The organism is Tessaracoccus sp. OS52 (genome assembly GCF_020687685.1).
In the GTDB taxonomy this organism is placed as follows: domain Bacteria; phylum Actinomycetota; class Actinomycetes; order Propionibacteriales; family Propionibacteriaceae; genus Arachnia.
Window position 1 is genome coordinate 169,996 of the sequence record NZ_JAJEWM010000002.1, and the last position, 20,919, is coordinate 190,914.

A 20,919-nucleotide genomic window follows, 5' to 3' on the forward strand; every position below is an offset into this window, starting at 1 on the left:
CCCATCGGCAGCACGCGGCCTGGCCGGTGGCGTGATCGCTGCCGGCGGTTGGGCGGCAGTGGTGGTCTATGTGATGTTCAACCCGTACTGACCTCCGGGGACGGGTCAGCTGGGCAGGCGCATCAGCATGATGACGTGGCGGTAGTCCAGAAGCTGGTCACCGTCGATGCTGGCCAGGCCCGTGATCAGGCACGGCTTGCCCGGCGCGGTGAACGAGAAGTGCGCGTACGGCGCATCCAGGGCGTTCAGTGCTTCCAGCAGGTACTGCGGGTTGAAGCCGGCGGCCGTGATGGTGGGCTCGTCGGTGGTGAACTCCACCTCGGCCGGAATGGCCTCGGACGCCTGCGCTTGGTCACCGGTGGCCGCCTCGAGCGCGACGTTGTCCTCGTTGATGAGCATGCGCAGCGGGGTGTTGCGCTCCGCCACGAGCGACACGCGCTTGACCGCTGCCAGCAGGTCCGCCGTCGAGATCCGGACCGCGACGGTGGCGTCGACGTCCATGAGGTGGCGCACCTTCGGGAAGGCCTGGTTCAGCAGGCGGGTGGTGGCCTCCCGGCTGCCCTTCGAGCCCTCACCGATGAAGCCGGCGAGGCCCTCGCCCTCGGACTCCGTGGTGGACAGTGAGACGGTGACGGTCTCACCGGAGGTGAGTGATTTGGCCGTGTCGGCCAGCACGCGGCCCGGCACCAGGACCGCGCCCTCCACCGACGGCGACGACGGCTTCCAGTTCAGTTCCTTGAGCGCCATGCGGTAGCGGTCCGTGGCGAGCAGGGACAGCTGGTCACCGTTGATCTCAACCCGGACGCCGGTGAAGACGTTGAGCAGTTCGTCGCGGCCAGCGGCCACCACCACCTGGGAGACCGCCTTCTCGAAGACGTCAGCGGCGACGGTGCCGGTCTGGCTGGGCATCTCGGGCAGGCTCGGGTACTCCTCCACCGGCAGGGTCTGCAGGGTGAAGCGCGCCGACCCGCAGGTCAGCTCGACCCTGGAGTGGTCAGCCGACATCTCGACGGGCTTGTTGGGCAGCGAGCGGGCGATCTCGGCCAGCAGCCGGCCGGACACCAGGGACGTGCCCTCCTCGGTCACCTCCGCGGGCATCGTGACCTTGGCAGACGTGGTGGAGTCGAAGCTGGAGAGGGTGACGGAATCACCTTCGGCCTCGATGAGAAGTCCTGCGAGGATCGGTGCGGTGGGGCGGTTGGGGAGGCTGCGTGCCACCCAGGCAACAGCGTCGGCCAGCGCGTCGCGTTCCACTCGGATCTTCACATCAAACCCCTATTTTCCCTCAGTGATCGATTGCCAACGCCGGTGTCGGGCCCGGTCGGTCGACAGCATACCGGCTCGCAGGTCGTGCCCGCTGGCCGGGTGATCACTCCTCCGCTATCGCCTGCAGAACATTCATTCCGGATGCGCGGCGGGCCGGGCCGAACGCCGCGATGATTCCGAAAACGACCGCCAGACCCAGGAACACCGCCAGCTGTCCCGACGGGATGCCGAGGTGGGTTATCCCGGAGTCCCGCAGCATCTCCACCAGCACGACCCCGAAGAGGAGTCCCAGGAGAACGCCGAGGAAGGAGCCCAACACCGCGACGATGACGCTCTCCAGAGTGACCAGACGGCGCAGCTGCGGCCGGGTCATGCCGACGGCGCGCAGCAGTCCGATCTCGCGCGTTCGTTCGAACACCGAAAGCCCCAGGGTGTTGACGATGCCGAGCACGGAGATGACGATCGCCAGCGCCAGCAGTGCGTAGATGATGCCGAAGGCCTGGTCGAACTGGCTCACGAGCGTGTCTGCGTACTCGTCGTTGTCGGTCACCACGACGGTGGGCAGCTCGGCCGTGGCCTCGTCGAGGGCCTTGCGCACGCCGTCGGGGTCGGCACCGTCGGCGAGTTCAACCTTGATCTGGTCGACGACGCGGGCGTCGCCGAGCTGGGCGTAGGTCTCGAGGTTCACGATCATGTGGGAGAACAGCGCGCCGGTCGTGCCCTCGTCGTAGATCCCGGAGACCAGCAGTTCGACCGTGTCACCGGTGACCGTGGGCAGCCGGAAGGTCATTCCCATGGGCAGGTCCAGTTCGCGGGAGGCCTCGTGGCTGAGCAGGACCGAGTTGTCGTCGGGGTTGAGCCGGCCCGCCAGGACCTCCGTCGCCGTGCCGTCGGCAAGGCCCTCTGGTGTGGTGCCGACGATGGGCACACGTTCCTCACCGAACACCGAAGCCGTGCGCGCATACGTCCACACCGCGCGGACCCCGTCGATGGTCTCTGCCTCCTCGGCAACGGCCCTGTCGAACGGCATGAAGTTCACAGGGGTCACCAGGAAGTCGCCGCGCTGGGATTCGGTGAGCCCCGCTCGCAGCGACGTCGTCGTGGAGTCGGCGAGGATGGCGACGGTGGTGACCAGCGACAGCCCGATCATGAGCGTGGCAGCAGTGGCGGCGGTTCGGCGCGGCTGGCGCAGCGAGTTCAACTCCGCCATCCTGCCGACCTCGCCGAAGACCACCCGGTAGAGGCGGCCGAACAGCCACACCACCGGCCTGCCCACCACCGCCGCGGTCAGGACCAGGCCGACCAGCACGAGAGCGCAGCCGATGCCCACCCAGGCCAGCGGTTCGGGAACGTCCAGCCACAGGCCGCAGACGATTCCCGCCGCGCCGAGTTGGAGGGCGGCGAACCCGATCATGACCCCGACGCCAATGCCCTCGGGGCCGCTGGCCGCGGCCGCGGTCATCGCCTCCACGGGCCGGGTGGCCGATGCCTTTCGAGCCGGCATCCAGGCCGCCACCATGGTGATGCCCAGGCCGAGGACGTAGGAGGCGATGATCGCCTGTGGCGTGAGTTGGGGAACCACCGACCCGAGGTCGAGCCCGATGACGCGCAGCGAGATGGCGATGCCCCAGCACAGCAGCCAGCCGGCGACGATGCCGACGCTCGCTCCCAGCAAACCGATCACGGCGGCCTCGAACAGCACCGAGTTGCGCACCTGGGTCCGCTTGGCGCCGAGCGCCCGGAACAGCGCCAGCTCCTTGCTGCGCTGGGCCACGAGGATCGAGAAGGTGTTGAGGATCAGCAGGGCAGCGACCAGAAGCGCGATCGCGGCGAACACCAGCAGGAACGTGTTGACGAATGACAACCCGACGTTGAGACGCTCCTCCAGCGCCTCTGCCTGTTCCGGGCCGGAGACCGCCTCGACGCCGGCGGGCAGCAGTTCCGCGATGGCGTCGGTCACCTGTTCGACGTCGGCGGTGGGCTCCGTGGCCACCCAGACGCCGTTGAAGGCGTCCTGGCCGTCCATGAACAGCTCCTGCGCCTCCGCCGTGGAGAAGAACAGGTAACTGGCGCCGGCCGTCCCGCCCCCACCGAACGTGGCGGTGCCGACGATCCGGTAGGTGCGCACGCCGTCGAAGGGCGTGGCCACCTCCAATTCGTCGCCGACGGCGTAGCCGCCCCTGGCGAGGGTGGCCGGGTCGAGCGCCACTTCGTCGTCGGCATCAGGTGCCTGCCCCTCGACGATGCCGATGCCTGGCTTGCCCCCCGACGCCGGAGTCTCGAAGTAGTTCTGGCCGATCCCGGGAGCACCCCCGAAAGCCAGCACCTTCCCGTCCTTGTCGAGCGCGTAGATGGCCGAGGAGGTGACGCTGCCGGTGGCCTCGGCCACGCCGTCGACCTGGGAGATCCGCTCCACCAGGTCCGGGTCCATCACGGCCGCCACGGCGGGGTCGGGTGCGTCGGTGCCGGTGTCCGACGTCGCGGCCGCGACGTTGACGTCGGCGATGGAACCGGTGAGGATCTGGTCGAAGCTGTCGCCGAGCAGGTTGGTGAAGATCAGCGAACCCGACACGAAAGCGATCCCCAGGACGATGGAGAAGGCGCTCATCAGCAGGCGGATCTTGCGTCCCAGCAGTGACTTCCACGCGGCCTTGAACATGTGACTCAGTCCCGCAGTGCGCGACGGGGCAGGCTCTGCTCGACGGTGGGCTCGTCAAGGTCCGGATCCGACTGCTCCGGCGCAGGTCCGCCCTCGCGGTAGAGCTCAGCTTCGAGCGGGCTGTGGGCAGGTCTGGGCTCCTGCTCGCCGGGGGCCAAGTCATGACGGGGGTAGATCCGCGACATCGCGTGCAGCAGGTCCACCTGGGAGGCTCCCCGCATCTCCTCGACGATGCGCCCGTCGGAGAGGAACACCGCCCGGTCGGCGTAGCTGGCGGCGTGGGCGTCGTGGGTGACCATCACGACGGTCTGCCCGAACTCGTCGACGCTGCGCCGCAGGAAGGTGAGGATCTCCGCGGCCGAGGTGGAGTCGAGGTTGCCGGTGGGTTCGTCGCCGAACACGATGTCGGGACGGTTCATGAGCGCTCGGGCACAGGCGACGCGCTGTTGCTGGCCGCCGGAGAGCTCAGACGGCTTGTGGGTCAGCCGGTCCGCCAGGCCCAGGACGTCGATGATCCGGTCGAACCAGTCCTGGTCCACCTTCCTGCCGGCGATGGCAAGCGGCAGGACGATGTTCTCGCGCGCGGTCAGCGTCGGCACCAGGTTGAACGCCTGGAAGATGAACCCGATCCGGTCCCGCCGCAGTTCCGTGAGTGGGGTGTCCTTCAGCGAGGCGACGTCGGTCTCGCCGATGTAGACGGTTCCCGACGTCGGGGTGTCGAGCGCTGCGAGCAGGTGCATGAGCGTCGACTTGCCTGAGCCGGAGGGCCCCATGATGGCTGTGAACTCGCCCTGCACCACTTCGAAGTCGACGTCGTCCAGGGCGACCACCTTGGCAGTCCCCTGACCGTAGGTCTTGGTCAGCCCTCTGGCGCGAGCAGCAATCGTCACGGGGTCACGCTACCAGCGGGGTCACCGTCGGGGATCGGTGCTCTTGGGGCTGTGCTGGAGCGACCGTGCTCGGACATCCACACCTTTGCGCCCTTGTTACTTTGAAGGAATCAGGACATGTAATTACCAGCTGTAGTCATAGCTGCTGTGGATCCTGTGGAGAACCATCATCTTCCCTTGTCAGATCACGACCCGTCGTGTGCATGTGTTGTGGATGAACCGAAAACTACACGGGGAGGATTTGTGGGGATCGTCGATCGGCAGATTTCGTCCACAGCCGCTTGCACCAGCTTTCCCCAAGCGTTTGCACAGGCTTCCATACCAGCCCCCGGGGCAGCGGAGAGGGCATGGTGGTGGCATCCTTGGAGTGAGAGCCATGGCGGCTCCCGACACCTCTTCGCCAGGTGCCTCCTTCTTCAGGAGGTGGGATCCATGAGCACCGCTGGAATCCCCGTACACATCGCCCACGACCCCAGGCAGGACACCGTCTTCGCCTGGTTGTCCCTGCTGTTCTTCATCGTGTCCTTCGGAGCCTCGTTCCTCGTCGGCGAGGGGCTCGCGACGTGGCTGTTCGGCTGGCCCGATGGCGCCGAGCCCGCTCTGTGGCAGATCCTGGCTGCCAGCGTCCCGGCACTGGTGGTCTTCGCGCTGCCCGTCGTGCCCTGCGTGGCACTTCGGCATGCGCGCCCATCGCAATGGCTCGCGCAGCGGTCAGGTGGCCGCCTGGCTCAGCGTCGCGATCGCCGTCGCGATGGTGCTGCTGAACGTGGTCTCGTTCCTGTTCGGCTGAGGCGGTGATCTCGACACGCCCCGGCTCCTTCGTCGCGCGGGGCTACTCGATCAGCGGAGGGTCTTCGTCGCGCGGGGCTACTCGACTCCGGAGGTCCCGCTGGTCGAGTAGCGGCCGTGAGGGACGAACGGGCGCGTGTCGAGACCTGGTGTGGCTGGGGCTGGTGATCTCGACACGCCCCGGCTCCTTCGTCGCGCGGGGCTACTCGATCAGCGGGAGGTTCGATACAAGCCTTCGTGCTGGATACCCGCCGTACACGGCTTGTATCCAGCACCAAGACCCGTATCCCCCCCACGGTTCCTGCCCGGCTCCTTCGTCGCGCGGCCTACTCGATCACCGGAGATCCGCTGGTCGAGTAGCCGCGGCGAAGCCCGGCGTGTCGAGACCCTGGTCAGGAGTGCTTGATCCGGTTGGTCAGCTCGGTGACCTGGGTGAACAGGTCCCGGTCCTCGCCCATCTTCTCGTTGATCTTGCGAACCGAGTGCAGCACGGTGGTGTGGTCGCGGCCGCCGAACTTGGCGCCGATCTTGGGCAGCGAGAGGTCCGTGAGCTCACGGCACAGGTACATCGCGATCTGCCTGGCCGAGGCGATGGTGGCGACGCGGCTCGCGCCGGTCAGGTCGTCCATGGAGATCCCGAAGTACCGCGACGTCGCGTTCATGATGGTCTCCGCGTCGACGCGGACGTCACCCCCGTCGGGCATGAGGTCCCGCAGCACGTCCTCGGTCAGCGGGAGGTCGATCTCCTGCTGGTTGAGGCTCGCGAGCGCCGCGACGCGGGTGAGCGCGCCCTCGAGTTCGCGGATGTTGGTGGTGATCTTCGAGGCTATGAACTCGAGCACCTGCGTGCCCGCGGTCAGGCGCTGTGACGCGGCCTTCTTCCGCAGGATGGCGATGCGGGTCTCGAGGTCGGGGGGCTGGATGTCGGTCATCAGGCCCCACTCGAACCGCGAACGCAACCGGGGCTCCAGTGCCTCCAGGAGCTTCGGCGGCCGGTCGGAGGTCATCACGATCTGCTTCTGCGAGTTGTGCAGCGTGTTGAACGTGTGGAAGAACTCCTCCTGGGTCTGGATCTTGGACTCCAGGAACTGGATGTCGTCCACCAGGAGGATGTCGACGTCGCGGTAGGCCCTGCGGAACTCCGCGGTTCGGTTGTCGGAGATGGCGTTGATGAAGTCGTTGGTGAGTTCCTCGGTGGAGACGTAACGCACGCGCAGGTTCTCGTAGTAGCTGCGCACGTAGTGGCCGATGGCGTGCAGCAGGTGGGTCTTGCCCAGGCCGGAGGGTCCGTAGATCATCAGCGGGTTGTAGGACTTGCCGGGCTGCTCGGCGACGGCGGCTGCGGCAGCGTGGGCGAACCGGTTGGAGGAGCCGGCGACGAAGGACTCGAAGGTGTAGCGGGGGTTCAGCTTGTCCTCCCCCGCGTTCGGTCGGGCTCCCACCGGGGCAAAGCTGGGCTGTGCGGCGGGTTGCTCCTCGAGTACCGGTTCGGCGATGCCGTCCTCTGTGTCGATCACGAGCGAGGCGTCGATCATCACGGCCAGGTGCGTGATCTGGCCGGAGTGGTTGGTGAGGCGGTGCTCGATCTCTGTCCGGAGCTTCGACTCGACCCGCTCGCGGGTGGTCTCGTCGGCCACGGCCAGCATCAGCGTGCTGCCGTGCATGGCAAGGGGCTTGGTCCGCCGCAGCCACGCCCTAGTGGGCATGTCGGCGGCCAGGACGACTTCGTTCCACAGATCCACCAGGTCCGGGGTCGGCGTGGGTTGACTCACCTAACCCCTTCCTGACTGGGGGTCACAGCCCCTTTGGACGACTTTCCACACACTTGTCCACAGTAGGGTACAACTCACGGATGGGTTGCTGCGGGACCCTCCCCCTGTGGAAAAGGTCAAATGCATAGGCTCAAGAAACTAGTGGTCCGGGGCCGCTTCTGCAACATATTCTTAGTTTTCGCGGCGTGTCTTCTGGACTTACAGCCGTGTCATTTGCTTGGGTACTTGATCCCCGCCGCTGGTTTGTGGAAACGGCCTGTTGGAGCGTATCGTTGACAGGTCGCCGCCGTGCGGTGGCCACCTCGCCTGCCCGCAAGGGCGGATTTTCCGATCAAAGACAATTCAGGGAGTTTGCCCCATGAGCAAGCGCACGTTCCAGCCGAGCAACCGTCGTCGCAGCCGTACCCACGGCTTCCGCCTCCGCATGCGCACCCGCGCCGGCCGCTCCATCCTGAGCGCACGCCGTCGCAAGGGCCGCAGCGAACTGGCTGGCTGATCGGGCCCAGTGCTGCCCAGGGCCAGACGACTGATCCGGCCCGGTGATTTCACCGGGGCCTTCAAGTCAGCGGCCAGAGCCGGCACCCCGAGCGTGGTCGTGCACATGCACCGACTCGACGACACGAATCCACCCGAGCTGCCTCGGGTGGGTTTTGTTGTGTCCAAGAAGGTGGGCAACGCCGTCGTCCGGAACCGGGTGAAACGCCGACTGCGCCACCTTGCGGCTGGGCTGACCACCCCGGTGCCCGCCGACGTCGTGGTGCGGGCGCTGCCGCCCGCGGCCTCAGAGCCCGACCGGCTCGGCGAGGACCTGACCTCGGCTTGGCGACGCGCCGCCCAGAAGGTCCAGGCATGCTGAAATACCCGCTGATCTGGTTCGTGAAGGGCTGGCGCAAGGTCATCTCCCCCCTCTACGGTGACGTCTGCAAGTTCCACCCCACCTGCTCCGCCTATGGCCTGCGCGCCCTCGAGTTCCACGGGGCGTTCAAGGGTTCCGCGCTCACCGTGGCCAGGATCGTGCGCTGCCACCCCTGGTCCGACGGCGGCGTCGACTACGTGCCCGGCACTCCCGAGGCGCTGCAGTGGGCCGAAAACGAGTCCCACAACCATTCGGACCACTCCGAGAAGACCACGACTGAGGTTGCCAAGTGATTGAACTGTTGATTCCGCTGAGCATCTGGGACAGCATCTACGGGGCGTTGTCCACGATGATGCAACCGCTGTACTGGGCGGTTTCCGGGCTGGTGGTCTTCTTCCACTGGGCCTGGTCCAGGTTCCTGCCCGCAGACTCCGGTGTCACCTGGGCCCTGGCGATCGTCTTTCTGACGATCTTCATCCGGACACTGCTCATCCCGCTGTTCGTGAAGCAGATCAACTCTGCACGCAACATGCAGCTCGTCCAGCCCAAGGTGCAGGAGCTGCAGAAGAAGCATGGTGCCGATCGCCAGAAACTCGGCGAGGAGACCATGAAGCTCTACAAGGAGGAGGGCATCAGCCCGATGGCCTCCTGCCTTCCGTTGCTGCTGCAGATGCCCATCTTCCTTGCGCTGTTCCGGGTGCTGGAGGGGGTCTCCAACAACAACGTGCGTGGCCAGTTCTTCAAGGACAACCCGCAGCTCGTCGAGTCCCTGCAGAACGCCGAACTGTTCGGCGCCGGCCTTGCCGAGCGCATCTTCCCGCTGACCCCGTTCGGTGCGACCCAGGTCTTCGGAATCATCCTGGTGATCCTGATGGTGGGCACCCTGTTCGTCACGCAGTTGCAGCTGATGCGCAAGAACATGCCGCCCGAGTCCCTCAACGGTCCGATGGCACAGCAGCAGAAGATGATGCTCTACCTGTTCCCCGTCATCTACGCCGCGTCGTCGGCCGTCATCCCCATCGGTGTCCTGATCTACTGGCTCACCTCCAACATCTGGACGATGGGTCAGCAGGGACTCCTGATCCGGAACAACCCAGCACCGAACACTCCTGCGTTCATCGACTGGGAGGAGCGCATGCTCGCCAAGGGTCACGACCCGAAGGAGATCATGGCGCAGCGCATGGCCAAGCGCCGCAAGGTGAAGCAGGCCCCGGTCGGGCGCACCGTCGGAGCCGGCTCAGCGGCGTCGGCCACCTCCGCAGTCTCCCCCTCGGAGCTGGACGGCGAGCAGGACAAGCCCAAGGTGGCGCGGCAGCAGGTGGCACGCCAGACGGTCCGGACCACCGCGGACGGCAAGACCGTGGTCACGCGCCAGCAGCCCCGGACCCAGTCACGAGCCAACCGCAGGAAGAAGTGAGTCCCCACCGTCGCGGATGACGGTGGTGGCAGACCTTCTGCCCCACCCTTTCCGAGCAGTACCCAAGATCCCAGTGAACTCCCGCCAGAGCGGGCCCTGAAGTGAAGGCGAGTAACACATGAGCGAGAACACCACCACGGAGGAGCTGAAGCCCTCCGCAGCCGAGGAGAAGCAGCCCTCCGCCACCGACGCGCTCCTCAACGAGGGCGATCTCGTGGCCGACTACCTGGAGGAACTCCTCGACATCGCCGACCTCGACGGCGACATCGAGAACTCGGTCGTGAGCGGGCGCGCCCACGTCGTCATCGACACCGAGGACGAAAGCCTCGTCGGTCCCGACGGCGAGGTGCTGGAGGCACTGCAGGAACTGGCGCGGCTGGTGGTCATGACCGAGACCGGCAATCGCTCCCGGCTCACCCTGGACGTGGCCGGCTATCGCGAGAAGCGGCGGGTGGAACTCGTCGCGCTCGCGAAGGACGCCATCGCCGCGGTCCTCGAGACCGGGGAGCCGGTCCGCATGGCACCGCTGAACGCCTACGAGCGCAAGATCGTGCACGACGAGGTGGCCGCCGCTGGGCTGGTGAGCGAGTCCGAGGGTGAGCCGCCCCACCGTCGGGTGGTCGTCTCCAAGTGAACGAGCCCCACTCCCACGGGGCCGACCCTGCGGCACCTGCCGGTGAGTCGGCGGAGTCGGTGGAGGAATCGGCGCGCGCCGCGCTCCACCAGCGCTTTCCCGAATCCGCGGAATTGCTGGACGCCTACGTCGCCATCCTTGGCTCCAAGGGGATCGAGTGGGGACTGCTCGGCCCGCGCGAGGGGGACAAGTTGTGGAGTCGGCACGTCTCCAACTCGCTGGCGCTGGTGGATGTGCTGCCGCTGGGGTCCGACGTCGCAGACGTGGGATCGGGAGCAGGTCTGCCGGGCATTCCCCTGGCCATCGTGCGACCTGACCTGAGGCTCACGCTCATGGAACCGCTCCTGCGGCGGGCGACGTTCCTGGGCGAGACGCTGGCGGACCTGGACCTCGAGGCACGCGCAACGGTGGACAGGATCCGCGCCGAGGACTCCGGCGACGTGTTCGACGCCGTCGTCTGCCGGGCTGTTGCGCCGCTCGACAAGCTGTTGCGCTGGACCACGGCCCTCTTCCTGCCGAACGGTCAGCTCCTCGCGCTCAAGGGACTCACGGCTGAGCGGGAGGTTGCCGAGGCTGGCAGCTGGCTGCGACATGCCCGGTTGCGGGCTGAGATCCTGGAGATCCGCGCCGCCACCGACGTCGAGGGCACCCGCGCAATCCGCGTCACCCGCAACGACGCCTGAGCGATTCCGGCGAACTCTTCCCGAGCGCGGACCCGTGACGTAATGTGACGCGGGTGGCCGTCTAGGCCCAGAAGGTTGGGCGGGGGGCCACTTCATGTTTTGTCGAGCGCAGGGTTGCGCTCACGAGCCAGGAGGAGCCGTGTCTCATAAGTTGAAGCCCGTTCGTTGGGGCGCTGCGGGTGCCCTTGCAGTCGGACTGCTTGTCTCCGGCGTGTCGCCTGCCGCCGCAGAGATCCCCCCACCGTCGTCACCCGATGGCATCGCAGCCGTCGTCGACGCCATGACCCTGGAACAGCTCATCGGCCAGATGACGTGGACCCATGTCTATGGCAGGTCGGCCGACGACACGTCGATGGCGGCCAGCAACCAGGCCCGCTACGGGGTAGACACCCCGGCGCAGGTGGTCGAGAAGTACGACCTCGGCGGGGTGCTGTACTTCGCGTGGTCGAATCCGGTGGTGATCAACAATCCCGTGGGGACGGCCGAGTTGTCCAACGGGCTGCAGGCGGCCTCGACCGGTGATGAGGGCTCAGGCATCCCGCTCGCGGTGACCATAGACCAGGAGGGCGGAATCGTCGCACGAATGGGTGCGCCGGCCACGGTGCTCCCAGGGAACATGGCGCTGGGCGCCACCTTTGACGCCGAGCTGGCGCTGGCGCAGGGTGAGGTGCTGGGCTCGGAACTGGCTGCCGTCGGCGTCAACGTGAACTTCGCCCCGGTCGTCGACATCAACACGAACCCCGCCAACCCCGTGATCGGGGTCCGTTCCATGGGCTCGGACCCGGAGCTCGTCGGTGAGCTCGGTGCCGCGCAGGTCGAGGGCATGCAGTCCCAGGACGTCGCCGCCACGGCCAAGCACTTCCCGGGACACGGTGACACCGCGGTGGACTCCCACACCGGCCTGCCGATCGTCACCTACTCCCGAGACGTTCTGGACCAGCACCTCATCCCCTTCGCTTCCGCGATCGAGGCGGGTGTGGACATGATCATGACCGCTCATGTCATCGTCGAGGCCATTGACCCGACGATGCCCGGCACGCTGTCGGAGGCCGTCCTGACCGGACTTCTCCGCGAGGAGATGGGGTTCGACGGCCTGATCACCACCGACGCGCTGGACATGGCAGCCCTCAAGCAGCTGCCCGACATGCCGCTGGACGACGGCGACATTGCGGCCCTGGCCATTCAGGCCGGTTCGGACATCCTCCTCAACTCCCCCAACGTCGACGCCTCGATCACCGGCGTGCTGGAGGCAGTGGCCGCAGGGGACATCACGCGCGAGCGGCTTGAGGAGTCGGTGACACGGATCCTCGAATGGAAGCTGGAACGTGGTGTCTGGGAGTCCGACCCGAGCGTTCCGGTGGACGCGGTGATGGACGTGGTGGGCAATGCGGAGCACCTGGCCACGGCGGCGGAGATCGCCGACCGCGCGGTGACGCTGCTCCGCAACGAGGATCATGTACTGCCTCTTGACCCGGAGACCGACTCCATCCTGATGGTCGGGGCGGGAAGCGCTTGGCCCGAGCGAATGGGTCCGATGCTCGTTGATCTCGGGTTCGAGGTCACGCAGGACTATGAGAACGGTGGCTCGCCGAGCGCTGCCTACCGGGCTCGCGCCGTCGCGGCGGCGCCCTTGCACGACGCAGTCGTATTCGCATCGTACAATGCGACGGGCAACGCGGCTCAGCGTCAGATGGTGGCCGAGTTGGCTGCCACGGGTACCCCGGTCATCGTCGTGGCGACGCGGAATCCCTACGACATCAACGTGTTCCCGGTTGCTGATGCCGTGCTGAACATCTACGGCTGGGGCGTTCCGAATCACCGCGCCGGAGCGCGCGCCATCGCGGGCCTGGTGAATCCAAGCGGGCGCCTGCCTGTTGACGTCCCTACGGCGGACGGCTCAGGCATCCTGCTGCCGCTTGGCTTCGGGCTCTCCTACGAGACACCGGTGGTGCCTGATGCCCCGGTGTTCGATGACCAGCTCAACCGTGCCAACGACTTCTACACCATCGGTGAGGTCGAGGGTGTCGAGTACCTGGTGAATGGGGTGCTGGTTGATGCAGGCCGCTACCCCGCAAAGGGCGAGGTCACAGTGGTCGCGCGGGCGGTTGAGGGTTACTACATCCCGTCGGATGTCGACTCGGAGTGGACTCACACCTTCGAGCGGCCCGGCCGCGGCTCCGGCAAGGGTCCGAATTGATGTACCGATGTAATGCTGTAGAGATATAGCGACAAAACGCTATAGCGCGAGGGGCCGTTTCACGTGAAACGGCCCCTCGTTGGCGCTCTCGGGCTTTGCGAACGGCGGATCTCCTAGCGGTTGGCCGGCCTCCCCAGGACCGGGCCAAGTTCAGCCCCACTGGAGTTGGTGTCCCGGCAGCTGGCTTGACTCCGGCCGGAGGCGCCGACGCGCGAACTCCCGCCGCTGGTCCATCAGACCGCCCGGTTCCTCTGGATGCCCGCGGTCGCCGGAAGCGCCTGGAGTGTGGTCGGTTCGTGTCGTGGTGAAGTCCCCCACTAGAGTGACCATGCGTTGAGAGGAGACGTCACCCATGGCCTTGTTCTTTCGCAAGAAAGCGAAGACTCCCCCACAGCCAGTTGCGAGCGAACTCTGGAAGAAGCACGAGAACGTTTCACGTGAAACGGCCATCAAGCTGCCGCAGGGTCCCCGGAGAGCGGCGTTCGACCGTGCCGATGACGAGTGGGACGTCGACGACGAGTACGGGATGGAACTGGAGCCGGAGGCGCCCGAACTGACACTCCCCCGGCCCGCCGAGCCGCGCGTCTTCGTGGTCGCCAACCAGAAGGGCGGCGTGGGCAAGACCACCACGACCGTCAATATCGCCACGGCCCTCGCCTTTGGTGGACTGAACGTTCTGGTGGTGGACACCGACCCGCAAGGCAATGCGGCCACCGCACTCGGTGTCGAGCATGGACAGGGCGTCGAAGGCACCTACGAGGTGCTGCTCGACGGAGCCGAGATCGCGGACCTGGTGCAACGCTCACCCCACACCCCCAACCTCCATGTGTTGCCAGCGACGATCGACCTCGCCTCCGCCGAACTCGAGCTCGTCACCGAACATGGTCGCGAGGCCCGCATGAAGAAGGCGCTGGCACGCTACATCGAGGCTTCGGAGGTGGACTACGTCTTCTTCGACTGTCCCCCGTCGCTGGGACTCCTCACCCTCAACGCCCTGGTGGCAGCCACCGAGATCATGATCCCGATCCAGTGTGAGTACTACGCGCTGGAAGGCGTCTCGCAATTGATGCGCACCATCAACAAGGTCAAGGGCAACCTGAACGACGAGCTGGAGCTATCCACCGTCATCCTGACCATGTATGACCAGCGCAACAACCTTTCCCAAGAGGTTGCACGTGAAGCGAAGAAGTACTTCCCGGAGCAGACCTTGGACACCCTGATCCCCCGGTCGGTACGCGTGGCCGAGGCCCCCAGCTTCGGGCAGACGGTCCTCACGTACCAACCCAAGTCCCCAGGCGCTGTGGCGTACGCGCAGGCGGCGCAGGAGATTGCACACAGCGCCCGAACGGAAGGAGCCTGACATGGCGGCGATGAAACACAGTGGACTGGGCAAGGGACTCGGAGACCTCTTCGCGCGGACCGATGAGGATGAGCAGGCGGGACGGCCGTCCAAACCGCTTGCGGACGGCTCCTATTTCGCCGAGATCGCGCTGGACAAGATCGTCCCCAACCCACGGCAACCGCGCACGAACTTCGACGAGGAGGACTTGGGCGAACTCGCTGAGTCCATTCGCGAGTTCGGCGTCCTGCAGCCGGTGGTGGTGCGGGAAGTGGGAAGGGAATCCTACGAGCTGGTGATGGGGGAGCGTCGCTTCAGGGCGAGCCACCGCGCTGGCAGGGCCACGCTGCCCGCGATCGTACGCGGGACCGAAGACCAGGCGCTGTTGCGCGACGCTCTGCTGGAGAACCTTCACCGCGCAAACCTGAATCCCCTGGAGGAGGCGCACGCCTACCAGCAGTTGCTGGATGACTTCGCCTGCTCCAAGGAGGAACTCGCACGACGGATCCACCGCAGTCGGCCGCAGATCTCCAACACCCTCCGCCTCCTCAATCTCCCTGCCAAAGTGCAGTCGAAGGTTGCAGCAGGTGTTCTCTCCGCCGGACACGCACGAGCGCTGCTTGGTCTTCCTGACGCCAGGTCGCAGGAACTACTCGCGGACCGCATCATCGCGGAGGGGCTCTCGGTGCGCAGCACGGAGGAGATCGTGGCGATGGGTCAGCGAGAGACCAGGCCGGCGCCCGTTCGACGTGGACTGCACCAGCCGTCGGAGCGCGAGACCAACCTGGCCCGCTCGCTCAGCGACCACTTCGACACCCGGGTGAAGGTCAACATCGGGCGGAGCAAGGGGAAGATCACCATCGAGTTTGCCTCCGGGGAGGATCTGGAGCGCATCCTGGCCGTGATCAACGACACAACGATCTAACGATATGGCGATATAGCGATAGACCGGCACGGCTGCAAAGCAGCATATTGCCTCGGTTAGGATGGCTGAATGGCTGACGCAGGTACGGAACCGGCCCCCACGGAGTTTGAGGGGATTGAGGTTGATGAGATCCCGGGCATCCGGGGGGCATTGCTGCGCTACCGCATCATGGCCTGGGTTGTGGGCATCTTGCTGGTGGTGCTGGTCTGCCTCGGGGCGCTGCCCAAGTGGTTCGGGCCAACTGAGGCCATCCGCGCCTTCGGTACCACGATGGTCACCTTCACCGGTGTCCCGCACGGCTGGCTCTACATGGTCCTGCTGATCACGGCCTACGACCTCAGCCGCCGCGTCGGGTGGTCCATCAAGTGGGTGCTGGCCATCATGGCCGCTGGAACAGTCCCGTTCCTGTCCTTCGTGGCTGAGCACTACGCCACCAAGGACGTGCGGGAGAAGCTGACCCAGGTCGCCGAACTGGAGTCCTGATCCGCACGGCCTGGGTTCAAACCAGGGGCCGGCCCGCCGGACCACTGGCTGGCGCGTCTGCGTGCGGGCTCAAAGCCTCCCGAACCCGGGCGAGTTCGACCCGTTCACCCAGAGTTGCCCCCAGGAGGGCCGCCAGCTCGGGGTCCCGGACAGGCTTGGTGAGCTCACCCTGCGGCAGGAGCAGCGACACCCCGAGGATGACGTAGCGGGCCGTCCCGTCGGCCAGTGTTTCCTGGAATCTGGACGAGCCAAGGGCGAAATCGCAGTCGACGGCGGGGAAGGTTCGCTGAGCTCCCTGCGCCCGGTCCCAGGTCCGGACTGACACGACGACGTCGGCCACGGACTGCCCGTAGGCGGCCGCGTTGTACCTGACCGCGTCCGTGACCGAACCGGGGAGCCAGGAGAGGGCTTCGACTCCCACCCAGCCGGTCTGCACTGCACGGGCGACCAGATCATCCCACTGTTCGCCCGGGGCCGCCGTCACCTGGACGGCGCCGCAGTAGACGAGGTCGTCGGTGTCGCACCCGGTCTCGTCGATCTCCATACCGGTGATCGCGACCCGCACTGATCGGCCCTGAGAAGCCAGGTAGCCGGGTGCAGCGGAAGTGAGGAACAGCGGCACCCCCGTCTCGTCGGCCGCCCGGACCACGGCCAGGAGTTCACGCTCGGTGCGCGCCGTGACAACCTCGGTTGCTCCCATGGCCCAATTGCACCCCCGCGACGCTGCGATTACAAGAGCTTGCGGGGGACACCCGCCAGCAGCGTCGGTTCAACGAGGACCATCGACGCGGGCCAGCCGTTTCCGCTCGTCCTGCTCGAAGCCCTTGGCGACGAAGATGCTGAAGGCGACGGCCGCGGCGGCGAACACCCACCACTGGAGCGCGTAGCCCTGGTGCATGGCGGTGCCGTCGGTCTCGGGCAACACCGTCTCCGCGCCCGAGAGGCCGAACTCCGCCGACGTTTCCGCCGGAACGGTCACGTAGCCGGCGATCATCGGCTGGGGCCAGTGCTGCACCAGGCTCTGGAGCCGCACCGTCGGAAGGGAACCCTCCGGCGCGTCAGGCGCCACCGTGTCCTGGCTGCCGGCGTCGCCGGCAAGGAAGACCCCACTCAGCGACATCTCCTCCGGCACGTCCGGCGGGGGTGTGGTGGGCTCGACAGTCCCCAGGACCACGGCAACAACCCGACCGTCGCTCATCTCGTAGGCCATCACCGAGCGCATCGGCCACTGGGTACCCACAAGCACCGCGTAGTCAGGGAGGAACCGGCCCTGGAGGGTGACCGTGCGCCCGTAGATGTCGTCGATGGTGCCGTCCTGTGCGACGCTCTCGGCCAACGAAACGGGCGGTTGCTGAGCCCGCTCGGCCGCGACGTCGGCCACCGAGAACTGGAACCGCGACATCTGCCAAAGGCCGAGCAGGAGCATCCCGACGGCCACCAGGATGCCCACCCCGACGGTTATGACCTGCTTGGTGCGAAGCTTCACCTCAGGCCTGCTTCGCGAGTTCGACGAGGCCTGCGAACACCGCCCCGATCTCGAGCCCGGCTCCCTCGAAAGCCAGGGGAGCGAGCGACGTCTCCGTCATGCCCGGAGCGACGTTGCCCTCGATGAACTGCGGAACCCCTTGTCCGTCCACGATGATGTCGGTGCGGGAGAAGTGGCGCAGCCCCAAGGTGTTATGCGCGGCCAGTGCCAGCTCCTTGGCGGCCTCCAGCTGCTCGCGGGGGAGTTCGGCTGGGGTCACGAACCGGGTGGAGCCGGCGGTGTAGCGGGCTTCGTAGTCGTAGATGCCCGAGCTGGGGCGGATCTCGACGGGTGCCAGCGCCCGGAGCCCCTCCGGTGTCTCCAGCACCGTGACGGCCACCTCGGTGCCGGTGATGAACTGCTCGATGACGGCCATCGGGCCGTAGGCGAACGCCCCCACGAGCGCACCCGGCAGTCCCTCGGCCGAGTCCACCCGGGTGGCGCCCAGCGCGGAGCCGGACCTGGAGGGCTTGACCATCAGCGGGTACCCGAGCTGCTCGCCGATGGCGGCCATGATGGACTGCGCCCCGAGTTCCTTGAAGATGTCGTGGGGGAGGGCCAGCTGGCGAGGAGCCGCAAGACCGGCGGCGCGGATGACCGGCGTCGCGATGGACTTGTCGAACGTAAGGCGCGAAGCGGCGGCGGTGGAGCCCACGAAGGGCACCTTGAGGAGGCTGAGAACCTCACGCAGCGCCCCGTCCTCGCCCAGGCCGCCGTGGAGCATCGGGATCACCACCGGGTCCGTCGAGGTCTCGATCAGGCGCACGAGCTCGGCGTTGACGTCGGCCTCGACGACGTCGTGCCCCTGGTCCCGCAGGGCCTGCGAGACGCGACGCCCCGAACGGATGGACACGTCTCGTTCATGGCTCAGCCCACCGGAGATCACAATGATGGTCATGGGTGCATCAGTCCTTGTCAGGAGAGATCTGGGCCGGGTCCGACGGGGCGTCCCGGGTGGATGGTGGGGGAGTGGACGCCGAAGGTGGTCATGACTTCGAGCTCACCCTCAAGGACGTCGGCGAAACGCTCCACGCCGATCCTGATGTTGTCCGGCGTGGGGAAGCAGTAGGACAGGCGCACGTTGCGGGCGCCCTGGCCGTCGGCATAGAACGCCGACCCCGGGACGAAGGCGACGCGCGCGTCCACGCCGCGCGGCAGCATCACCTGGGAGTCCACACCCTCGGGCATCGTCACCCAGACGAAGAAGCCGCCCTTGGGGCGCGTCCAGGTGCAGCCGGGTGGCATGAAGTCGTCGAGGGCCTCGAGCATGGCGTCGCGGCGCTGGCGGTACATGTCGCGGTACACGACGATCTGTCCGCGCCAGTCCGACTCCTCCAGGTAGTTGGAGATGGCGAACTGGCTGAACACCGGGGGACACAGCGTCGCCGACTCCTGGGCGAGCACCAGCTTCTCGCGCACCGCGTGCGGTGCCAGCACCCAGCCGACCCGGAAACCGGGCGCGAACGTCTTCGAGAATGAGCCCAGGTAGATGACGTCGGCGTTGACGGAGCGCATGGCCGGGACCGGCTCCGCGTCGAGGCTCAGCAGACCGTACGGGTTGTCCTCGACCACGAGGACGCCGAACTCCTCGCAGACCCGCAGGACCTCGAGGCGGCGCTCCCAGGGCTGGGTGAGCCCGGAGGGGTTGTTGAAGTTGGGGATGGTGTAGAGGAACTTGACACGCCTGCCGTCGGCGCGCAGCCGGAGCACCGTCTCCCGGAGGGCCTGCGGGTCCAGGCCGGCATCGTCGCTTGCCACGTGCACGACGCTGGCCTCGTAGCTGAGGAAGGTGCCAAGGGCCCCCACGTACGACGGCGACTCCGCCAGGACGACGTCGCCCGGGTCCAGGAAGATGCGGGAGACCAGGTCCAGACCCTGCTGGGAGCCAGCGGAGATCATCACGTCGTCGGGATGGGCCTCGATGCCCTCGAGCGCCATCACGTCGCAGATGTGATTGCGGATGCGAGGCTCGCCCTGCCCGGAGCCGTACTGCATGATCTGGGTGCCGTGGTCGCGGATGAGCTGGGCCAGGTGGTCGGCGATGTCGGGCAGCGGCAGGTCCTTGATGTTGGGCATGCCCCCGGCGAGCGAGACGATCTCCGGCCGGTTCGCGACGGCGAACAGGGCACGAACGGCAGACACCCTCATGCCGCGGGTCCGGTTCGCGTAGTTGTCGATGAACCGGTCGAGCCGGGTATCGAACCTGGGTTGTTCGGGTGTCATGGATCTACTGTGCCCCATCAGCGCGGGGACACCGGGGACGGTCCGCCCATCTCACGCCGTCAGTGCCTGGATGAAGGCCTCCACATTGCCCGCGAGCACGGTGTGGGTCTGTTCGGTGAGGCCCAGCACCATCACGGCGCTGTCGTCGACGATCCGGACGCACACGGGCGCGCCGGTGTCCGACGACGTGCCGCAGCTTGCCTCGCCGACCTCGGTGACGTCGGAGATGGCGGCATTGGCCAGGTAGGTGCGGATGTCCGGCTCGGGCCGGGAGAGCACCACCACGATGCGGTCGGTGCCGTCGCTGTAACCGGAGGTGATGATGCGGCGTTCCTCGATGGCGGGGTCCATGGACTCGGACACGTCGCCCTGCACGAAGTCGCCCACCTGTTGTGGCGCTGCCAGCTCCCAGGTTGCACTCGGCGACGGCGTGGTCGACGGGGACGCCGTCGGTCCGGGGGCGCCGAGGGTCAGCCCGAGCCAAAGCGACAGGAGCAGCAGGACCGCGACGCCACCGAGGCCCGCGATCTTGACCCAGAGCGGGATCGGAGGAGGCGGGTCCGGGATGGCTGCGTCCATCAGCGGGGTGGGGTCGGTCACTGCCGGCGGCGCCTTGGTCACCTTGCGCCAGGAGCCGGACGGGTCTGGCGTGCCCTCGGGGGTGCCGCTGACCTCGCGGGGCTCGGGGGCCGACGCCGAGGACCGCGCCGACGACGAGCTCCAGGACGAGTACGGCGTACCGACGGAGGTGGCCGACGTCGCGGACGTCCCAGAGGGCGGCGACACCGCAGTGGCTGCCGTCGGGGCGGACTCGGCAGAGCGACGGGGTACCGGTTGCGGCTCCTCGTCGCCCTGCACTGGGTCTCTGGGCTCGGTCACGTCAGAGGAGTTCTTCGATGACCTTCTTCAGCGCGTTCTTCGACTTGCCGCCGGAGATCGAGTGAGCGACGTCGCCGGACTTGAAGAACTGCAGGGTGGGCAGGCTGAGGATTCCCTGCTGCGCGGCGAGACCGGGCTCCGCGCTGGTGTCCACCTTCACGAACTTCACCTGGCCCGCGTAGGTGTTGGACAGTTCCTCGACGATGGGGCTCAGCTGCTTGCAGGGCGCGCACCAGTCCGCCCAGTAGTCCACGACGACCAGCTGGTCTGAGCCCAGCACTTCGTCTGAGAACGTCGATTCGGTCACATCGGTGACTGCCATTGGTTCCTCTTCCTCCTGTGATCCCCTTCGGGGGCGATGGGCAAGTCTAGTCCGCGCAAG

Annotated in this window: 21 protein-coding genes; 11 read left to right on the top strand and 10 right to left on the bottom strand. The window is 66.9% G+C overall.

All coding sequences use genetic code 11. The annotated features are described in order from the left end of the window. Positions 1-105: 105 nt before the first annotated feature. The 3 genes from dnaN to LKO27_RS10385 form a co-directional block, all read right to left on the bottom strand. Complete coding sequence (dnaN, locus tag LKO27_RS10375) at positions 106-1,266, bottom strand: DNA polymerase III subunit beta (RefSeq protein WP_227737431.1); 1,161 nt, start codon at positions 1,264-1,266, stop codon at positions 106-108. Positions 1,267-1,369: 103 nt separating this feature from the next. After that, positions 1,370-3,925, bottom strand: coding sequence for an ABC transporter permease (locus LKO27_RS10380; RefSeq protein WP_227737432.1), 2,556 nt, complete (start codon positions 3,923-3,925; stop codon positions 1,370-1,372). Positions 3,926-3,930: 5 nt separating this feature from the next. Next, positions 3,931-4,815, bottom strand: coding sequence for an ABC transporter ATP-binding protein (locus LKO27_RS10385; protein WP_227737433.1), 885 nt, complete (start codon positions 4,813-4,815; stop codon positions 3,931-3,933). 432 nt (positions 4,816-5,247) lie between these two features. Here LKO27_RS10385 and LKO27_RS10390 point away from each other — a divergent pair, with 432 nt between their 5' ends. Then, on the top strand, positions 5,248-5,613 hold the full coding sequence (locus LKO27_RS10390; protein ID WP_227737434.1) for a hypothetical protein: 366 nt from the start codon (positions 5,248-5,250) through the stop codon (positions 5,611-5,613). Between the two features lie 383 nt (positions 5,614-5,996). Here LKO27_RS10390 and dnaA read toward each other — a convergent pair whose 3' ends face one another. After that, a complete protein-coding gene (gene dnaA / locus LKO27_RS10395) occupies positions 5,997-7,376 on the bottom strand; it encodes a chromosomal replication initiator protein DnaA (protein WP_370630006.1) in 1,380 nt (459 codons plus the stop codon). Positions 7,377-7,734: 358 nt separating this feature from the next. Between dnaA and rpmH the strand changes: the two genes are divergently transcribed. The 10 genes from rpmH to LKO27_RS10445 all read left to right on the top strand — a co-directional run bounded on the left by rpmH (position 7,735) and on the right by LKO27_RS10445 (position 15,910). Beyond that, on the top strand, positions 7,735-7,872 hold the full coding sequence (gene rpmH, locus LKO27_RS10400) for a 50S ribosomal protein L34 (protein WP_227737435.1): 138 nt from the start codon (positions 7,735-7,737) through the stop codon (positions 7,870-7,872). A 9-nt stretch (positions 7,873-7,881) separates the two neighbouring features. Beyond that, positions 7,882-8,232, top strand: a complete 351-nt coding sequence (gene rnpA / locus LKO27_RS10405) for a ribonuclease P protein component (RefSeq protein ID WP_227737436.1) — start codon at positions 7,882-7,884, stop codon at positions 8,230-8,232. Beyond that, the gene (gene yidD, locus LKO27_RS10410; protein ID WP_227737437.1) at positions 8,226-8,525 is read left to right on the top strand and encodes a membrane protein insertion efficiency factor YidD; all 300 of its coding nucleotides are present in this window, start codon (positions 8,226-8,228) and stop codon (positions 8,523-8,525) included. The genes rnpA and yidD overlap by 7 nt, the downstream gene beginning before the upstream one ends. Then, a complete protein-coding gene (gene yidC, locus LKO27_RS10415; protein ID WP_227737438.1) occupies positions 8,522-9,649 on the top strand; it encodes a membrane protein insertase YidC in 1,128 nt (375 codons plus the stop codon). The genes yidD and yidC overlap by 4 nt, the downstream gene beginning before the upstream one ends. Before the next feature lie 118 nt (positions 9,650-9,767). Next, the gene (locus tag LKO27_RS10420; protein ID WP_227737439.1) at positions 9,768-10,283 is read left to right on the top strand and encodes a R3H domain-containing nucleic acid-binding protein; all 516 of its coding nucleotides are present in this window, start codon (positions 9,768-9,770) and stop codon (positions 10,281-10,283) included. A gap of 59 nt (positions 10,284-10,342) precedes the next feature. Next, on the top strand, positions 10,343-10,966 hold the full coding sequence (gene rsmG / locus LKO27_RS10425; RefSeq protein ID WP_227737594.1) for a 16S rRNA (guanine(527)-N(7))-methyltransferase RsmG: 624 nt from the start codon (positions 10,343-10,345) through the stop codon (positions 10,964-10,966). Between the two features lie 139 nt (positions 10,967-11,105). Further along, positions 11,106-13,163, top strand: a complete 2,058-nt coding sequence (locus LKO27_RS10430; RefSeq protein ID WP_227737440.1) for a glycoside hydrolase family 3 protein — start codon at positions 11,106-11,108, stop codon at positions 13,161-13,163. A gap of 526 nt (positions 13,164-13,689) precedes the next feature. Then, positions 13,690-14,523 (top strand): ParA family protein, encoded by an 834-nt coding sequence (locus LKO27_RS10435; protein WP_370630014.1) that lies wholly within the window; start codon positions 13,690-13,692, stop codon positions 14,521-14,523. 1 nt (position 14,524) lies between these two features. Further along, positions 14,525-15,427 carry a ParB/RepB/Spo0J family partition protein gene (locus LKO27_RS10440; protein ID WP_227737442.1) on the top strand — a complete coding sequence of 301 codons (903 nt, stop codon included), beginning with the start codon at positions 14,525-14,527 and terminating at the stop codon, positions 15,425-15,427. Positions 15,428-15,496: 69 nt separating this feature from the next. Continuing rightward, positions 15,497-15,910: a DUF3817 domain-containing protein gene (locus LKO27_RS10445; protein WP_227737443.1), complete on the top strand. Its 414-nt coding sequence runs from the start codon at positions 15,497-15,499 to the stop codon at positions 15,908-15,910. Between the two features lie 16 nt (positions 15,911-15,926). On the opposite strand, the gene LKO27_RS10450 is transcribed toward LKO27_RS10445, so the two are convergent. The 6 genes from LKO27_RS10450 to trxA form a co-directional block, all read right to left on the bottom strand. Next, positions 15,927-16,610: an FAD-binding protein gene (locus LKO27_RS10450; protein ID WP_227737444.1), complete on the bottom strand. Its 684-nt coding sequence runs from the start codon at positions 16,608-16,610 to the stop codon at positions 15,927-15,929. Between the two features lie 69 nt (positions 16,611-16,679). Next, the gene (locus tag LKO27_RS10455; protein WP_227737445.1) at positions 16,680-17,396 is read right to left on the bottom strand and encodes an SURF1 family protein; all 717 of its coding nucleotides are present in this window, start codon (positions 17,394-17,396) and stop codon (positions 16,680-16,682) included. Position 17,397: 1 nt separating this feature from the next. Further along, on the bottom strand, positions 17,398-18,333 hold the full coding sequence (locus LKO27_RS10460; protein WP_227737446.1) for a D-alanine--D-alanine ligase: 936 nt from the start codon (positions 18,331-18,333) through the stop codon (positions 17,398-17,400). A 17-nt stretch (positions 18,334-18,350) separates the two neighbouring features. Continuing rightward, positions 18,351-19,658: a PLP-dependent aminotransferase family protein gene (locus LKO27_RS10465; RefSeq protein WP_227737447.1), complete on the bottom strand. Its 1,308-nt coding sequence runs from the start codon at positions 19,656-19,658 to the stop codon at positions 18,351-18,353. A 51-nt stretch (positions 19,659-19,709) separates the two neighbouring features. After that, positions 19,710-20,537 carry a hypothetical protein gene (locus LKO27_RS10470; RefSeq protein WP_227737448.1) on the bottom strand — a complete coding sequence of 276 codons (828 nt, stop codon included), beginning with the start codon at positions 20,535-20,537 and terminating at the stop codon, positions 19,710-19,712. Between the two features lies 1 nt (position 20,538). Beyond that, positions 20,539-20,859: a thioredoxin gene (gene trxA / locus LKO27_RS10475; protein WP_227737449.1), complete on the bottom strand. Its 321-nt coding sequence runs from the start codon at positions 20,857-20,859 to the stop codon at positions 20,539-20,541. Between the last annotated feature and the right edge of the window lie 60 nt (positions 20,860-20,919).